General features: G+C 70.2%; 13 protein-coding genes, 1 tRNA gene and 1 pseudogene. 7 read left to right on the top strand and 8 right to left on the bottom strand.

What is annotated here, in order from left to right; translation table 11 throughout:
- Positions 1-14 precede the first annotated feature (14 nt).
- The 7 genes from STRIP9103_RS07865 to STRIP9103_RS49825 all read right to left on the bottom strand — a co-directional run bounded on the left by STRIP9103_RS07865 (position 15) and on the right by STRIP9103_RS49825 (position 7599).
- The gene (locus STRIP9103_RS07865) at positions 15-899 is read right to left on the bottom strand and encodes an intradiol ring-cleavage dioxygenase (RefSeq protein ID WP_009302787.1); all 885 of its coding nucleotides are present in this window, start codon (positions 897-899) and stop codon (positions 15-17) included.
- A gap of 116 nt (positions 900-1015) precedes the next feature.
- A complete protein-coding gene (locus STRIP9103_RS07860; protein ID WP_009302777.1) occupies positions 1016-2782 on the bottom strand; it encodes an FAD-dependent oxidoreductase in 1767 nt (588 codons plus the stop codon).
- A 229-nt stretch (positions 2783-3011) separates the two neighbouring features.
- Positions 3012-4340: an enolase C-terminal domain-like protein gene (locus tag STRIP9103_RS07855; protein WP_048819897.1), complete on the bottom strand. Its 1329-nt coding sequence runs from the start codon at positions 4338-4340 to the stop codon at positions 3012-3014.
- 97 nt (positions 4341-4437) lie between these two features.
- On the bottom strand, positions 4438-5775 hold the full coding sequence (locus STRIP9103_RS07850; protein ID WP_009302781.1) for a gluconate:H+ symporter: 1338 nt from the start codon (positions 5773-5775) through the stop codon (positions 4438-4440).
- A gap of 289 nt (positions 5776-6064) precedes the next feature.
- A complete protein-coding gene (locus tag STRIP9103_RS07845) occupies positions 6065-6733 on the bottom strand; it encodes an SDR family NAD(P)-dependent oxidoreductase (RefSeq protein WP_009302766.1) in 669 nt (222 codons plus the stop codon).
- 232 nt (positions 6734-6965) lie between these two features.
- Positions 6966-7331: a hypothetical protein gene (locus tag STRIP9103_RS07835; RefSeq protein WP_009302790.1), complete on the bottom strand. Its 366-nt coding sequence runs from the start codon at positions 7329-7331 to the stop codon at positions 6966-6968.
- Between the two features lie 115 nt (positions 7332-7446).
- Entirely contained in the window at positions 7447-7599 is a 153-nt protein-coding gene (locus STRIP9103_RS49825) for a hypothetical protein (RefSeq protein WP_009302769.1), read from the bottom strand.
- 218 nt (positions 7600-7817) lie between these two features.
- Here STRIP9103_RS49825 and STRIP9103_RS07830 point away from each other — a divergent pair, with 218 nt between their 5' ends.
- The 5 genes and pseudogenes from STRIP9103_RS07830 (at position 7818) to STRIP9103_RS07810 (ending at position 14758) form a co-directional block, all read left to right on the top strand.
- A complete protein-coding gene (locus STRIP9103_RS07830) occupies positions 7818-8750 on the top strand; it encodes a PfkB family carbohydrate kinase (RefSeq protein WP_100243870.1) in 933 nt (310 codons plus the stop codon).
- A gap of 301 nt (positions 8751-9051) precedes the next feature.
- Positions 9052-9303 (top strand): annotated as a pseudogene (locus STRIP9103_RS07825) (hypothetical protein); the annotation flags it as partial.
- Positions 9304-9593: 290 nt separating this feature from the next.
- The gene (locus STRIP9103_RS07820; protein ID WP_009302762.1) at positions 9594-11909 is read left to right on the top strand and encodes a GMC family oxidoreductase N-terminal domain-containing protein; all 2316 of its coding nucleotides are present in this window, start codon (positions 9594-9596) and stop codon (positions 11907-11909) included.
- The gene (locus STRIP9103_RS07815) at positions 11906-13501 is read left to right on the top strand and encodes a patatin-like phospholipase family protein (protein WP_009302773.1); all 1596 of its coding nucleotides are present in this window, start codon (positions 11906-11908) and stop codon (positions 13499-13501) included. Before STRIP9103_RS07820 ends, STRIP9103_RS07815 begins: the two co-directional genes overlap by 4 nt.
- An 84-nt stretch (positions 13502-13585) precedes the next feature.
- Positions 13586-14758 carry a lipase family protein gene (locus STRIP9103_RS07810; protein WP_009302771.1) on the top strand — a complete coding sequence of 391 codons (1173 nt, stop codon included), beginning with the start codon at positions 13586-13588 and terminating at the stop codon, positions 14756-14758.
- A 66-nt stretch (positions 14759-14824) separates the two neighbouring features.
- On the opposite strand, the gene STRIP9103_RS07805 is transcribed toward STRIP9103_RS07810, so the two are convergent.
- Positions 14825-14898 (bottom strand) — tRNA-Pro (locus STRIP9103_RS07805).
- A 99-nt stretch (positions 14899-14997) separates the two neighbouring features.
- On the opposite strand from STRIP9103_RS07805, the gene STRIP9103_RS07800 reads away from it, so the two are divergent.
- Together STRIP9103_RS07800 and cobF are read left to right on the top strand one after the other, a co-directional pair.
- Positions 14998-15528: a DUF309 domain-containing protein gene (locus tag STRIP9103_RS07800; protein WP_009302785.1), complete on the top strand. Its 531-nt coding sequence runs from the start codon at positions 14998-15000 to the stop codon at positions 15526-15528.
- A gap of 81 nt (positions 15529-15609) precedes the next feature.
- Positions 15610-16389: a precorrin-6A synthase (deacetylating) gene (cobF, locus tag STRIP9103_RS07795; RefSeq protein WP_009302792.1), complete on the top strand. Its 780-nt coding sequence runs from the start codon at positions 15610-15612 to the stop codon at positions 16387-16389.
- The last annotated feature ends 320 nt before the right edge of the window (positions 16390-16709 follow it).

The following is a 16709-nucleotide window of genomic DNA, read 5'->3' as shown; positions in this document are numbered from 1 at the left end:
GTGAACAAAATCCATCACGTCTTCCCCTCATCGAGCGCATTGAGTACGAGGTCGAAGCGTGCGTGGCGGAACGGGTTCGGGATGCCGAACTCCTGCGCGAGGGACGGGTCGTCGGTCTCGCTGAAGTCCTGGACCAGGCTCTTCTTGACCGCGAACACCGCGTCCGAGTCGAGATAGTCGCTGCCCGCCACGAAGATGTGCGTGGTCACCGGCGCGTACCCGTCCGCCGAGGCGATGAAGTGGATGTGAGCGGGACGGTAGGGATGACGTCCGGTCGCGCCGAGCAGATCGCCGACCGGGCCGTCGGTCGGGATCGGGTACGGGCTCGGTACGCAGGTGCGGAACCAGAAGCGGCCCTCGTCGTCCGTCGTGAACAGTCCGCGCCCGTTGCCGGCCGGCTGGATCTCGGGCTGCTGCACGTCGTAGAAGCCCTCGGCGTTCGCCTGCCAGACGTCGAGGACCGCGCCCGCCAGCGGGGTGCCGTCCGCGGATCGCACCCGGCCGCTGATCACGCACGGCTCACCGGAGCCGACCAGGTCGATGTCCGCGCCGAGGTCCCGGACCGGAGACTCGGTCATGTGGAACGGGCCGAGCACCGTCGACTCGGTGACGTCACCATGGCCGTCGCCCTCGCCGTTGATCGTCTCCACGAGCATGGACACGCCGAGGACATCCGAGAGCAGGATGAACTCCTGGCGGGTGTCCGTGCAGGTCTGCCCCGTCGCCGTCAGGAAGCCGATGGCCCTCTCCCACTCCGCCATGGTCGGCCGGGTCTCACGGACGAAGTCGTGGAGGTGGCGGACGAGGGAGCCGAGCACCTCGCGCAGCCGGGGGTCGGTGGTGCCTTCAAAACTGTCGACGACCGCGTCGGTGATGTCGTTGGTGAATTCGATGGTCATACGGCTCCCCTGCTCCCCTGCTCCTGCTTCCATGGTCGCGCGGGGCGAACGGCTCATCCACCCCCACCGTCCGTCCCCTCCTGCCTCCGTCCCCCTACCGCCCGCCCCCGTCGGGGTCAGGCATGGCCGAGGATCTGCCGCACCGCGCCGGTCAGCAATCGCTCGGCAGCCTCGGGAGACCCGGCTGCCGTGGCGTGCCGGAAGGCGACGTACCCGTCCGGTCGTACGAGCAGGGCTCCCGCGTCGGCGACCTCGCTGAGCCCCGCCCAGTCCCCGTACGGGTCCTCGTACTCCTGACCGGGCCCGATGACGACGGTGGCGATCTCCAGGTCCTGGGCCTCGGCCGCCCGCGTCCAGTCCTCGCCGCCGATGCCGGTGATCAGAGTGAAGCGGCCCCGGCCGACGGTGTCGAGGGTGGAGAGGGTGCGGGTGCCGGAGGTGATCCAGGCGTGCGGGAGTTTGGCGCCGGGGCGGGAGCTGGGCTGGTGGTACAGCTCGGGGTCGCGGTCGAAGCCGGGGTCGGGGGTGCCGTCGGGGATGACCGCGGTCGAGGTCTCGGCGGAGTAGCGCTGGTTGAGCTCCACGCCGTGCGCGTTGAACTCGTACACCTTGAACGCGATCGCCTCGCGCAGCCGCGCCCGCTGCTTCTCCGCCGCCTCGCCGGTCTCCTTGCGGGCGGCGATATTGGCCCACAGCTGCTCGGGGGTCTGCGGGGAGAGCCCGTCGAGGGCCTCGAAGACGGGCGCCGTCTCACCGATGGACTTGTTGGCGCGGGTGACGATCTGCTTGCCGACCGGGGCCCGCTCTGCGGTGTAGGAGTCGAGCAGCTTCGGGGAGGCCGTGCCGTCGAGGACCAGCTTGAGCTTCCACGCCAGGTTGTAGGAGTCCTGGATGGAGGTGTTGGAGCCGAGGCCGTTGGACGGGGGGTGACGGTGCGTGGCGTCGCCGGCGCAGAAGACACGGCCGTTGGAGTACGTCTCCGCGTACATCTCGTTGACCGTCCACGCCGAGGACGACTTGATGGTCACCGGGATCTCGTCGTCGCCGACCAGCTGGCGGACGATTCCCTCGGCGTATTCGGTGGTCAGGTCGGGGGCGCCCGCGGTGACGTCGTACCCCCAGACGATCAGCCACTCGTCCCACGGCCGTACGCAGCGGACGAGGCCCGCGCCGATGCCGCCGACGGTGGCGCCGGGCGCCAGCACCCAGTACAGGGTGGACGGCCGGTGGGCGGTGTACTTGGTGAGGTCCGCCTCGAAGACGATGTTGATGCTGCCGGCCACGCCCATCTGGCCGCCCATGGGCAGCCCCGCGTGCTCGGCGACCTGTGAGCGTCCGCCGTCGGCGCCGATCAGATACTTGGCGCGGATCGTGTACTCGTCGCCGCGCAGCCGGTCCTCGACGGTGACCGTGACGCCGTCGGCGTCCTGGACGAACGACTTGTAGACCGTGCTGAAGCGCAGCTGCGTGCCGCGCGCGATCGCCGCGTCGACCAGCACGGGCTCCATGAGGTGCTGCGGCATGTCGCACATCCGGGTGGGGCTGGCCAGCTCGTGCGCGGCCTGCACGAGCGGGTCGTTGCCCCAGGAACGGATCCGGCCCAGTTCCTCGCCGGCGAGGCTGGTGCAGAAGGTCGTGTCGCCCATCAGGTTCTGCGGCGTGGCCCTCGCGACGACCTCCTCCTCCACCCCGAGGTCACGCAGCACCTCCATCGTGCGCTGATTGGTGATGTGCGCCCGGGGTGTCTCGGCGAGGCGCGCATAGCGGGTCACCACGATGTTCGGCACGCCGTAGGTGCTCAGCGCCAGCGCGGCGGAGGCGCCGGCCGGGCCACTGCCCACGATCAGTACGTCGGTCACGACATCGGGCTCGACGGTGTGCACTGGGCACGCTCCAGGGATCAGGGTGACGGGAAACCGAACCGCTGAGCACGGTAGGAGACGGGAGTCGGCTGCTCAAGATCGTGTGTCAGGTCCACGGGCGGGTGGGTGTCTCACAGGGACTACAGAGCGCTACCGCGGGGGTACCGGGGCCAGGACTGGGGGGCCGTCGGACTGATCGGTCGCGGTCGCTCGCGTGCTCGGCGGACCGGTACACGGCCTGAGGGGTGGTCTACCGCACCAGGCACGGGCGTTTGCTGTCGAACTCCCAGTCGGGGACGAGGTATCGCATGGCGGTGGCGTCGTCGCGGGCGCCGAGTGCCTTGCTCCGGTAGAGGTCGTGGGCGGCGAGGAGGCGGTCCATGTCGAGGTGGATGCCCAGGCCCGGGGCGGACGGGACGGCGATCTCGCCGTCGACGATGCGGGGCGGGGCGGTGGTGAGGCGTTCCAGTCCTTCCTGCCAGATCCAGTGGGTGTCCAGGGCGTTGTACTCGCCCGGGGCCGCGGCGCCGCAGTGGGTGACCATGGCCAGGGAGATGTCGAAGTGGTTGTTGGAGTGGCAGCCCCAGGTCAGGCCCATCGCGTTGCAGAGCTGCGCCACCCGTACCGAGCCCTGCATGGTCCAGAAGTGCGGGTCGGCCAGCGGGATGGAGACCGACTGGAGGGCCAGGGCATGGGCCAGCTGGCGCCAGTCGGTGGCGATCATGTTGGTGGCGGTGGGCAGCCCGGTGGCGCGGCGGAACTCGGCGAGGACCTCCCGTCCGGAGTAGCCGCCCTCGGCTCCGCAGGGGTCCTCGGAGTAGGCGAGCGTGCCGAGCAGGGGCCGGCACAGCTCGATCGCCTCGCGCAGGGACCACGCGCCGTTCGGGTCCAGGGTGATCCGGGCCTCGGGGAAGCGGTCCTTGAGGGCGCGTACGGCCTTGACCTCCTCGGCGCCCTCCAGGACACCGCCCTTGAGCTTGAAGTCCCGGAACCCGTAGTGGTCGTACGCCGCCTCGGCCTGATGGACGATCGCCTCCGGCGACAGGGCCTCCTCGTGCCGGATCCGGTACCACTCCACGGGCGAGTCGGGTTCGCGGACGTACTCCAGGTCGGTGCGGTCCGGGTCGCCGACGTAGAAGAGGTAGCCCAACACCCGTACGGAGTCCCGCTGTTGGCCGTCGCCCAGAAGTGCCGCGACGGGTACGTCGAGGTGCTGGCCGAGGAGGTCGAGCAGTGCCGACTCGACGGCGGTGACCGTGTGGACGGTGGTGCGCAGGTCGAAGGTCTGGGCACCCCGTCCGCCGGCGTCGCGGTCGGCGAAGCGGTCGCCGATCTCACGCAGGACGCGCTTGTAGTCGCCCACCTTGGCCCCGAGGACGAGGGGTTCGGCCTCGCGGAGTGTCCGCGTGATCTTCTCGCCACCGGGCACCTCTCCCAGCCCGGTGCGTCCCTCGGAGTCGGTGAGGACGACGACGTTGCGGGTGAAGTAGGGGCCGTGCGCGCCGGAGAGGTTCAGCTCCATGCTGTCCCGGCCGGCGACCGGGTAGACGGCGAACGCCGTGACGGTCGGCTGTCCGATGCTCATCGGGTGCCCTTCTGCGGTGAGGCGGGGTGGGGGTGGGGTCAGAGGCTGAGGGGGCAGAGGTTGAGGGTGGGGGCAGAGGTTGAGGGTGGAGTCAGAGATTGAGGACGTCGAGGGCCCACTCGACCGTCAGGACGCCGCCGAGGCCGAGGACCGCGAGCACCGTCGTATAGCTGGTACGGACCTTGATCGCTTCGATGACGGAGAGGTTGAAGTACTCCTTGAACAGCCAGAATCCCGGATCGTTGACATGAGAGCACGCGACGGAACCGCAGGCGACCGCGAGCACCATCATCTCCGGGTGGACGCCGCTGCCCGCCAGGAGCGGCAGTACCACACCGGAGGCCGTGACGACGGCGACCGTGGCCGAGCCGAGCGCTATGCGGAGGATGACGGCGACGAGCCAGGCGAGGACGATCGGTGAGATGGACCAGTCGTCCGTGGCGTCCTTGATGTAGTCGGATATCCCGCCTTCGACGAGGACGTTCTTGAAGGCCCCGCCCGCGCCGATCACCAGGAGGATCATGGCCATCGCCTGGGCCGCCTCCCGGCACGAGGCGCCGACGTCGTCCAGGCTCCGGCCGATCCGTGGTCCGAAGGCCCAGATCGCCAGGCACAGGGTCAGCAGCAGCGCGATCGGTGCCGAGCCGATGAAGGCGACGAAGTGCAGGAACGGGCTCTCGGTGGAGGTGGCCATGTCGGTGACGGCGGCGGCCACGATCAGCACCACGGGGAAGAGCGCCACGAACAGCGACCAGCCGAGCCCCGGCATCTCCTCGTCGGTGAACTCGCGCTCGCTGACCAGGCCCTTGGGGATGGCGGGCGACATCGCCCTGACGAACGGCAGACGGGGCCAGGTCAGGGCGATGAGCGCGCCCGCGGGGACGGCGATGAACAGGCCGTAGAACAGCGTCAGTCCGACGGAGGCGTGGAAGGTGGCGGCGACGGCGGTGGGGCCGGGGTGCGGCGGCAGGAAGCTGTGCATGGTGGACAGGGCGATGGACATCGGCAGGCCGACCCATAACAGCTTCGCGCCGGTGACCCTGACCAGGGTGAACGCGATGGGCACGATGATGACGAAGGCGACCTCGTAGAACATGGTCACGCCGATCAGCATGGACGTGACGACCATGGCCACCTGGACCCAGCGTGGGCCGAAGGCGTCGAGGAGTCTGCCGGCTATCCGCTGCGCGGCGCCGGAGTCCCCCATGACACGCCCGACCATGGCGCCGAGTCCGATGGTGAGCATGGTGTCGCCGATCTGGCCCCCGATGCCTTCGGAGAGGACGTCCGGGATGGTCGCCACCGGGATGCCCCGGACCAGTGCGACGCCTACGGCCACGAGCAGGAGCGCCGCGAAGCCGTTGAGTCTCAGCCTGGTCATGAGCAGCAGCAGAACCAGAACACTGATCCCGACCACGAGGAGAGGCAAAGCAGTTCCCCTTTGAACTGTTGGGTGTGAACTGTTGGGTGGGCACTCGGAGCGGTGGGGCACTGACACGTGACACTGTCCACGTATGCAGATGGAGGTTAGGTTCGTGAACGGAATGGGTCAATGGGTTTGCAGCGCGGAGGCGTCCGCGGTGTGAAGTCGGCGCCGAGAACCGTCGCTCGACGGGGCCACGGTGTACGAGGGGAGCGCGGCGCCGGCAGGCGGTTCACGCCGCGCGTGCGCGCACACGACGAGTGCGAGGCCGAGCGCGGCGTGTCTCCCGTCCGGGTCAGGCGTCGAGCTCGTCGGCGAAGTGACGGAAGCCGTGTCGGTCGACGTGCATGTTCCACAACGTGTCCGCGAGTACGGCCGGGTCCTTGCGAGGGTGGCCGGGAATGATCGCACCGGGGATGATCAGCTGCGCCACGTGGATGTCCTCGTCGGCGAGCGTGTCGTGCAGCAGCCGTCCGTAGGCGCTCTGCGCGGCGAAGGCAATGGACGTGCCCGCGCGCTCGGGGTGCGGGACCACGGCGGTGCCGCCGTTGACGAAGAGGATGGTGCCGCGTCCGAGGGCCCGCATGCCGGGCAGCACCTGTTGGACGGCGGCGACAGGACCGTGGACGGAGAACTCGAGGGGACCGGTCAGGTCCGCCGGGACGGTCTCCAGCACGGGCCGCATGAAGAAGTCCCGGTGCGGGACGGGGCTGTACTGCAGGATCCCGACCGGGCCGAGCGTCGCGTGCGCGGCGTCCAGGGCCGCCTCCAGCGCCTGGGTGTCGCGTACGTCGGCGGCGAAGCCGTGCGCGGTGATGCCCTCGCCGGACAGGTCGGCGGCGAGGGAGTCGAGCCGGGCCCGGTCGCGGGCGATGAGGGCGACGTCGTGGCCCTCGCGGCCGAACCGCCGGGCGACGGCGGCCCCGAGGCCGGGACCGGCTCCTATGACGGCGATGGTGGTCATGGTGTGTTCCTCGGAGTGGCGGCGGTATCGATGACGAAGCGATAGCACACACCGGAGGCGAGGACACGCTCGTATGCCTCGTCGAGGTCGGCCTCCCGGCCGGGCCGGGTGTGCGGCGCACGCCGGATCTGCGTCGCGAGGAGCCGGCCACGGCCCAGGACGAGACCACCCCTGGGGCCGGCCTGCCCCGGCACCTGGAGGTGTGGGGCAGGCCGGCGTGGTCATGGCCGTGCTACTTGACGCGGATCTCCGCGAGTTGGAGGCGATACTTGCTGGTTTCGCCGGCGGCCGGCTTTCCGAGGCGGGTGGCGCGCAGGCGCAGGTAGCGGCCGGTGGCGGAGGTGAGGGTGTAGGCCTGCGCGGCTCCGCCCGGGTCGGGCTGGCCGGTGACGGTGCGGACGGTGGTGTAGGACGCCGCCCCGTCGGCCCGGGTCTGCAGCGTGAAGTCGACGGGGAAGCCCGCGGTGCCGCCCCCCGCGGCAGCCGCGGGTGAAGGAGACGGCAGCGCGGGGGTGACCGATGCCTGCGCGGTGGATTGAATCGATTCAATCCGAGGATTGCAGGCGCGATGATCGATCCTCGTGCCACGGCATGTCAATGCCCCTGCACCAGGTGATTCTCATGTGAGGGGGTGCCCCGTTCCAGGGAGTGACCAGGCCCACCCAAGAGCCTTGCGTCAGCGATCCGCGGCTGTCACACTCTTCGCCGCTTGCTCAGGTGCCCTCGGGCGACTTGCGCGTGGCGAGCAGGCGCCGGCCTTCGCGGGCCCATTCCGCGCAGCTCCTGGCGACGGCGGCCAGGCCGTCGAAGACATGGGCTTCGACTCGGGCGATGGAGTCGTGGTCGGCGGGGTCGCGGTGCGACAACCGCTCGCGCAGCAGGGGTGTCTCCTGACGGAGGAATCGCTCGCGGGGCGGTTGGCAACCGGCCCGGGGAACGCGTCAGGCATGGAGGCCGAGTGGCCGTACAGCCCCAGTCCGCCGTGGCGGACGCTCGCAGAGTCGACCAGGTGGCAGGAGAATGGGGAACCTTGGCGGAGTCGGTGCGGGGGCCGGTGGTGGCGGCGACGCGGGGGCGTCCACGCGTGCGACGCCCTGAGGGGCTGTTCGTCGGCTTGTGCACACTGGACGTCATCCAGCTCGTCGACCATGTGCCGGGCTCCAACGAGAAACTGACCGCTCGTGAGCAGGTCGTGGCCGCAGGCGGTCCGGCCGCGAACGCGGCGGCCACCTTCGCCCACTTGGGCGGCGCGGCCACGCTGCTCACCGCGATCGGCTCCCATCCACTGGGCGTCGCTGTCGCGGCGGACCTGGACCGGCTGGGCGTGACCGTGGCGGACCTCGCGGCCGACTCGGTCGAACCGCCCGCCGTGTCGTCCATTCTGGTGACCGCGTCCAGCGGGGACCGCGCCGTCGCCTCGACCAATGCGACGGGGTACCGGCTCACGCCGCCCGACGATCTCGACGCGTTGGTGGCGGCCTGCGACATCGTCGAATTCGACGGCCACCACATGGAGTTGGCCCTGGCCGCCGCCCACGCCGCGCGTGCCGCCGGCCGCCGGACCCTCCTCGACGGGGGCAGTTGGAAGGCCGGCACGGAGAAGCTGCTGCCGTCGATCGACGTGGCCGTCTGCTCGGACGACTTCCACCCGCCCGGCACGAACACGCCGACGGACACCCTGCGGTTCCTGCGGGAACACGGGGTCCGCTGGTCGGCGGTCAGCCGGGGAGGGCACCCCATCGTGTGGGCGGGCCCCGACGGCGGGGGCACGGTTGACGTGCCTGCCGTAAGGGTGGCGGACACCCTGGGCGCGGGTGACGTCCTGCACGGGGCCCTCGCCCATCGCCTCGCGGTTCGGGACGTTCGGGACGCTCAGGGCGACTTGACACGGCAGGGCTTCGTCGAGGCCCTGCGCGAGGCGTCCGCCGTGGCCTCACGGGCGTGTGCCGCGTTCGGAACCCGGGCGTGGATGCGGGGAGGGGAAGCCGACACCCCGGCAACCGACGTACTGACCTAGTTGCCCCGGCAGTCAACACATCGGAACTGTTCCTCCTCCCACGGCCTCCTCGGCTCCGGGAGCCACGCCGAGCCGGGCGCCGCGTCGACGGCCGTGCGCTTCAACGTCCAGCACTCCGATGCGCGGGACCACCGACCCGAGTTCGGCCCCCGCTTCGGCCTGACTCGGCCGGCGTCCCGGCCCTGACCGTCCCGCAAAGGTTCATACCAATAAAGGGTGCGCGAGCCCTTTCGTCCTCAAGGGCGTCGTGGCATGCTCACCGCTCAACGCAAATCTGAACGTCGTTCATATCCATGCAAAGCCATGGGAAGGGCGAACGGGCATGAGAGATGCGCACACGGCTGCCGCAGGCAGCGAGAAAGGCCTCGTGCCCGCCTCCGCGCGCACCTCCTCGTACAACGTCCGGTCTCGCGGCGACATACGGATGGGCACCTTCGACAGCCATAGCGGCCTGCCCTTCGCCAATGTCCGCACCGACATCACCGTGAACGACAACGGCCGCCACGGTGGTGACGCGAACGCCGGACCCCTGTTCGGCGCGCGCTTCACGCACCGGACAGGGATCCGACGATGTACACCCACCTGAGCGGCGTTCATCATCGTGAAAATGAGGTGCGGTGAGAACGCTGCCTCGAGCGCTCCCGGCCAGGGCTTGCACCCTGGGACGACATGTCCACAAAGATGCCTTATGGTCGAAATACGCCTTGCTGCGAGGGGCGCCACATGGCGCGCGCGGCGGCGACAGGCATGCTCGGCATGCCGGACATCAATCGGCGGGCGTGGGAACTGCGTTGGGCGGTCGCCTGTCGGGGCCTGGCAGACACTGGCGAAGGTGGGTAACCCATGCGCGACCAGTACGACGCCCTTGTGATCGGAAGCGGGTTCGGCGGTGCGGTTGCCGCGTGCCGACTGGCCCAGGCCGGCCGGCGTGTCGGCGTTCTGGAACGGGGGCGCAGATACACGTTGGGCACGTTCCCGCGAGACTGGAGCGATCCGCTCAACGGCTGGCTGTTCCAGCACGACCAGGGGTTGTTCGACGTACGTCCCGTCAACGAGATGACGATCGTGCAAGGCGCGGCCTACGGCGGCGGTTCGCACATCTACGCCAATGTGCATCTGCGGATGCCCGCGGACGGCTTCGCCCAGGGGTGGCCGCGCGGATACGACCGGGCGTCGCTCGACCCGTACTACGACCTGGTCGCCTGGATGCTGGACGTGAACACCGTCAGCGCCGACCAGCCGCACGGGGTGCCGCTCAAGACCGTTCGCACCCGGCAGGCGGCCGAGCGGATGGGGCGCGGCGACCAGGTCGTGCTGACTCCGCTGGCGGTGGACTTCGGCGACCCGAACACCCTGCACACCAACAAGTTCGGCGCCCAGCAGTACGGTTGCCGGCATGTCGGTGAGTGCGACATCGGCTGCAACTACCAGGCGAAGAACACCCTCGACCTGAACTATCTGACGGTGGCGGAGCGGCACGGGGCGGAGGTCGGCACGCGCTGCGAGGTCACCCGCATCACTCCGACGCAGGACGGTGCGTACCAGGTCCTGTACACCGACCACGGGGAGGGCGGAGCCGAGCGGCGGATCACCGCGCCGGTTGTCGTCCTGGCCGCGGGCGCGGTCAACAGCACAGAGCTGCTGCTGCGCTGCCGCGACCAGCATGGCACCATGCCGCGGCTGTCCGCCGCGCTCGGTCGTCGCTACTCGGGCAACGGCGACTACCTCGGCTTCGCGTTCGGCACCGATCTGCCGATGGAGCCGTCGTCCGGACCCACCATCACCTCGGGGATCGTCCACGATCGTGGCAGGGGTGCCGCCCGGCGCTGGTTCATCTTCCAGGAGGGCGGTTTCCCGCGCGAGATCGCGGGACTGCTGCAACTGCTCGGCGAGCACGACGAGCGCCTCATCGGACTGCACCGGGCACAGGACGAGGTGCTGGAGGGCATCCGGAAGGCGGCCCGCGAGCGGATCGGCACCGATGAGAAGGACGGCGAGCACTCGGCGGTCTTCCTGGCCATGGGCCGGGACACGGCGGACGGGCGGATCTCGCTCGTGCCGGTCACCCATGACCTGCGCGTGACGTGGAACCTGAGCCGGAACCTCGGCCTGTACGAGACCGAGGAACGCTTCTGCAAGGACATGGCCGAGGCACTGGGCGGGAAGGCGGCGGCCAATCCGCTGTGGCGGGCGCTGCGCCTGCCCGTCTCGGTGCACAACCTGGGCGGCTGCGTCATGGCCGACGACCCGTCACAGGGCGTGGTGGACGCGGGGGGCGAGGCGTTCGGCTACCCGAACCTGTTCGTCCTGGACGGCGGATGCCTGCCGGCCTCGACCGGGGTCAACCCCGCGCACACCATCGCCGCGGTGGCGGAACGGAACGTGGAGAGGCTGATCCGTCGCATCACCGGGCAGCCGCGGTGGACCGCTCCGGAGCGGCAGCACGCGGTGCCGGTGGCCGATCCGCTGGCCGCCGTACGTGTTCCCGCCGGTGGCACCCCTGCCCCGTCCGCGCCGGGCACCGGGTTGCGGTTCACCGAGACCATGCACGGCAGACTGACAGCCCCCGGTGATGCCGCTCCGCGTCCCGAGGCCGAGACGTCCTTCCGCGTGACGGTGACCGCGCCTGTCCTGGCGGACTTCCTCGACGACGCGACGCACCCGATGGCCGCCCATGGCACGGTCCAGGTGCCAGGGATCACCGGCCGTGACGGCGCGCAGGTGGCGGGCGGGGTGGTGAACCTGCTGACCGCGGGCGACAACCGGGACGCACGGAAGATGATCTACACGCTGCCGTTCTTCGGGCAGGACGGCCGACCGTATCTGCTGGACGGGGTGAAGGACGTCCGCGACCACGGCCGGTTCGACATCTGGGGCTCCACCACGACCCTGCACACCCGTGTCCGCCGCGGCAGCACACCGGACGGGCCGGTGCTGCTCAGCGGGGACCTCCGGTTGGGTGCCGTCGACTTCGCCCGGCAGCTGACGACCGTACGGATCACCGCGACGTCGAATCCGCTGTGGCAGGCCGGGGCACTGGCACGCTTCGGGCTGTTCTTCGCCGGATCGCTCTGGGACGTCTTCGTACGGCCCCGGCTGCCCGCGCCGTTGTCCCTGCCGTCCGCCGGACGAGGAGACGTACGAGGAGACGTACGGTGAAGGCGGACGCCGCGAACGCCGGCGACACCGGGATCGTCGCCGGCGACACCGAAATCGTCGCGGAGACCGTCCGGCCCCGGAAGCGGTCGCTGCTCCTGGCCGGCGGAGGCGTCAAGGTGGCGTTCCAGGCAGGAGTGCTGCAGGTGTGGCTGGACGAGGCGGGGCTGCGCTTCGACCACGCCGACGGTGCCAGTGGCGGCACCTTCAATCTGGCGATGCTCTGCCAGGGCATGTCGGGCACCGAGATCGCCGACGCCTGGCGCCGGACCTCCCCCGCTTCCGGGGTGTCCCCGAACTGGCGTCAGTTCACGCGACCCGGCTATCTGCAGTCGCTGTTCACCCTGGACGCCTACCGGCGCACTGTCTTCCCGGGCTGGGGCCTGGACTTCGACCGCGTCCGGTCGTCCGCCCTGGAGGCGACGTTCAACGTCTACAACGTCACCCGCCAACGGCTCCAGGTACTCCCGCCGAAACGGATGTCGGAGGACTTCCTGGCGGCCTGCGTCTCCCTTCCCATGTGGTTCCCCCCGATGCGGATCGACGGAGAGACGTACATGGACCCGGTCTACGTCACCGACGCCAACGTGGAGGAGGCGATCGACCGGGGAGCCGACGAGATCTGGGTGATCTGGACCGTGAGCGAGCGGGGCGAATGGCACCGCGGATTCACCGCCGCGTACTTCCAGATCATCGAGGCGGCGGCGAACGGCGCGTTCCGCCGGATCCAGGACCGCATCGAACGCAACAACGCGGACATCGCCGCGGGGGGTGCGGGGGAGTTCGGCCGCCGTATCGAGGTCAACGTCCTGGCAGCGGAGGTACCACTGCACTACCTGGTCGGCTTCGGCGCCGACCGGCTGCACGAGGCGGTCAACCGCGGGGTTCTGGCGGCCCGCGCCTGGTGCGCGGAACGCAAGATCCCGCTGGCCGAACCGGCCCCGTGGCCCGCTCCCGCCGATCCGTTGTCCCTGCGGTTCACCGAGCGACTGAGCGGAACGGTGGCCCCCTCGGCCGCCGACGGCGGGGCACTCTCCGCCCCCGGCGGGGCGCCGCTCTCCCTCGGCCTCGACGTCTCCGTCGACGATCTCGACAGGTTCCTGACCGACCCGGAGCACACCGCTTCGGTGAGCGGCCGGCTCAGCTCCACCGCCTTCGGCGGCGACCGCCCGCTCACCGGCGGAACCCTCCAGATGCTGGTGGACGACGACGGTGACCCGGCCCGCAAGGAGATCCGGTACCTGCTGTACTTCACCGACGAACGGCAGGCGCCGCTGACCCTGATCGGCAGCAGGCGGCTCACCAGTGGTGATCCGTTGCGGATATGGGACGAGACCACCGTCCTGCGAGCCCGGGTCGTCCGCGGGCACCGAACACCCGCCGACGCAGGGGACGTCCGGGAGCCGGACGGTGTCGTGGCCGAGGCGGTGCTGCGCCTCGGACCCCTGGCTCTGCTGCGCCAACTGGCCGGTCTGCGGATCTCGGGCTCGCCGCCGGTGGCCCGGGCCGCCGGTCTGGCCCGGCTCGGCGCGATGGTCTTCGGCAAGTTGTGGGACGTCTACGCCCGTCCCGTCCTCACCTGGGGCCCTGTCTAGGGCCGAGCCAACCCGGGCCCCGTGCGGGGGCCGGCCAACCCCGAACCGGGCCCGTCCAGGGGCGGACCGTCGGATGGAGGAGCCATGTCCATTGGCCCGAGCAATGTCGTCACCCACTTCCCGAAGCTCGCCGCATGCATGGCGATGACGAAGGACCACCCGAAGCCCGAGATCGCGTACGCGCTCGCCACCTGTTCGGGGTACGCCTACGCTCACACGGGCGGGCGCGCCGACACCAGGACGGTCGCGACGATGATGGCGCGCATGGGGCTTCCGGGGAACCGCTGCTACGCCAGCGAGTTGTCCGTCGACTCGATGTACCTCGACAGTACGGCGTACCTGATCCAGAGCAGTGACGGCAAGGTGGTGATCCTCTGCTACCGGGGCAGTGAACTGTTCGATCTCGTGGACTGGCTGAGCGACTTCGACGTCGAGCCGGAGATCTACACCTTCCGATTCCACGGAACGGCTGTGGACGCCGGCGTCCACAGCGGCTTCCTCCGCAGCGCGCGGGCCACGTACGACGACGCGGTGGGAGCACTCAAACAGGCCCTGCGGGGAGAGCCCGTCGTGGAGGGGGACCATGGCTGGGAGGAGGTGGACCGCGGTCGGCCCGGGAGGATGGAGGCCCTCTACCTCACCGGTCACAGCCTCGGCGGAGCCGTCGCGACGCTGATGGCGGTCATGCTGAAACAGGACCCGGATCCCGAGGTGAGGGAGATCGCATCCATGCTCAGGGCGGTCTACACGTTCGGCCAGCCCATGATCGGCTCCCCTGAGTTCGTCGAGCAGTGCCGACAGATGGACGAATTCTTCTTCGACCACAACGTCATCCGGTACATCCACCGCCGCGACGTCGTACCCCGCGTGCCCCCTCGCGAGACGGGCCGCTTCCAACACCTCGGGCAGGAACTGGTCTACCGCCCGCTCATGGACGCGCCCGCAGACGGGCGGAGCCCGAGTGAGGAGTGGACGCCCCGTACGGGCACCACAGGACAGGCGAACATCATCGAGTTCCCCGTCCTTCCGTTCCTCCTGGACTACACGGCCCGCAGAACGCCGATCGGACGGACCCTCATTTCGGGCTGGAACCGCGTCGCGGGCGTCATCGACGACCTGACGCCCGCTGCCGCCGACCGCGTCCCCTTGCTCGGCCCTTACCTGGGTGCGCCGTTCGTGTACTCCATGGAGGACCACGCTCCCCATCACTACGTCGCCAAGCTGGCCACGCCCGGAGTGACGAACGAATTCAATTGACCCCCGGAATGCCCAAAAGGCCGTATCGGTATGCCCGATACGGCCTTTGACCTGCTGCTTCGCAAGTCGGGACGACAGGATTTGAACCTGCGACCCCTTGACCCCCAGTCAAGTGCGCTACCAAGCTGCGCCACGTCCCGGCGCGCTGTCAGCGGTGAACCGCGTGATCGCGCAGACAGAACTTTACCGCACGTCGGCCGGTGCACCGTCGCCGGTGAGGGGCGAGGGACAATCGGGGCATGAGCGGAACATCGAGCGGCGGGACGGAGCAGGGGCGGCGGGACCGGGACGCGGAGGGGCGGGCCAGGAACGCGCGGCCTCGGGACGGGCTGGGGCGACCGCTCCCGTACGGGGCGCCGGGTGTGGAGCGGCAGCCGGAGGGGGTCGTACGGGGGCCCGAGGAGACCGTCGTCGAGGCGCAGGCGTTGTTGGACGCGGGGAAGCCGTTCCATGCGCACGAGGTCTTCGAGGACGCCTGGAAGTCGGGGCCGGAGGACGAGCGGGCGCTGTGGCGGGGGCTCGCCCAACTCGCCGTGGGGCTCACGCACTCGGCGCGCGGGAATCTCACGGGGGGCGTGCGGCTGTTGCGGCGCGGCGCGGGGGCCGTCGAGGAGTGGGCGGCCGACAGCGGGCGGCGGCGCCCGTACGGCATCGATCTGGCGGCGGTGGAGACCTGGGCGCGGGAGTTGGCCGGGGTCGTGGAGCGGGAGGGGGTCGCCGTGGACGCGGGCGTCTGGGCACCGCGGTTGCGCGGACAGGGGGCCGACTAGCGGTGCCGTCGGCGCTCTCGCTTCACCGCCGTTCCCAAAGGCGGTGCGGGCGTTGTCAGTGGTGTGCGGCAGACTCGGGGCGTGCGAAAGATTCATGTCATCGGTATCGGTGCGGGCGACCCCGAGCAGCTGACGCTGCAGGCGGTCAGGGCGATGCGGAGCACCGACGTGTTCTTCGTCCTGGACAAGGGCGAGGTGAAGAGCGATCTGACGCGGTTGCGCCGGGACATGTTGGACGCGCACATACCGGAGGGGTCGTATCGGGTGGTCGAGGCGCGCGACCCCGAGCGCGACCGGGCCGCCGGCGGTGCGGCCTACTCCCCCGCCGTCGGGGACTGGCGCAGTGCCCGCGCGGACATCTACGAACGGTTGATCGCCGAGGAGATGGGTGCGCAGGAGAGCGGGGCGTTCCTGGTGTGGGGGGACCCCGCGTTGTACGACAGCACGATCGGGATTCTGGAGGAGGTGCGGGAGCGGGGTGCGGTGGAGTTCGAGTACGACGTCGTGCCCGGCATCAGCAGTGTCTCGGCGCTCGTCGCGCGGCACCGCACGGGGCTCAACCGCGTCGCCCGGCCGGTACAGATCACCACGGGGCGGCGGCTCGCCGAGGGCTTTCCCGAGGGAGTCGACGACGTGGTCGTGATGCTCGACGCGCACCAGACCTTCCGGCAGTACGCCGACCAGGACATCGACATCTACTGGGGCGCCTACATAGGCACCCCGGACGAGATTCTCGCCTCCGGCCCGATCGCCGAGGCCGCGCCGCGCATCGAGCGGCTGCGTGCCGAGGCCAGGGAGCGCAAGGGCTGGATCATGGACACGTACCTGCTGCGCCGGCATCCGGAGGGGCCGAAGGGGTGAGCCGCGCGGCGCGGCCCGATGCGGCCGACCTGCTGAGCGCCCCGCTCGTTCGACGTGACCGCCGTCGCCGACCGGTGTGCGTCACTTCGGGGTGAAGCCCAGGTGGGTCAGTGCGTGTTTCTGAGCCCCGGTCTGATCAGCCTTGAGCCCTACGCCGACCTGGTGTCCGAGGACGCCGGTCGGGCCGGGGAGAGGATCTGTAGGGGCTGCGGGGAACGGCTGAGGCCGGGAGCCCGGCCCGGGGCGGAGTTCTATTCGTCAGCGTGTCGGTCCAGGCAGTGGCGTCGGGAACGGCGGTTGCCCCAGTTCCTGACCTGCGG

It is taken from the genome of Streptomyces ipomoeae 91-03 (assembly GCF_000317595.1).
Classification (GTDB): Bacteria; Actinomycetota; Actinomycetes; order Streptomycetales; family Streptomycetaceae; genus Streptomyces; species Streptomyces ipomoeae.
The sequence above is the reverse complement of the archived record's forward strand: the minus strand, read 5'-3'. Positions and strand labels throughout refer to the sequence as shown.

Bases quoted from the DNA above. Each gene is read 5' to 3' on its own strand.
- STRIP9103_RS07865 (WP_009302787.1), bottom strand. From the start codon at position 899: ATGACCATCGAATTCACCAACGACATCACCGACGCGGTCGTCGACAGT.
- STRIP9103_RS07845 (WP_009302766.1), bottom strand. From the start codon at position 6,733: ATGACCACCATCGCCGTCATAGGAGCCGGTCCCGGCCTCGGGGCCGCC.
- STRIP9103_RS07820 (WP_009302762.1), top strand. From the start codon at position 9,594: ATGCGCGACCAGTACGACGCCCTTGTGATCGGAAGCGGGTTCGGCGGT.
- STRIP9103_RS07810 (WP_009302771.1), top strand. From the start codon at position 13,586: ATGTCCATTGGCCCGAGCAATGTCGTCACCCACTTCCCGAAGCTCGCC.
- STRIP9103_RS07800 (WP_009302785.1), top strand. From the start codon at position 14,998: ATGAGCGGAACATCGAGCGGCGGGACGGAGCAGGGGCGGCGGGACCGG.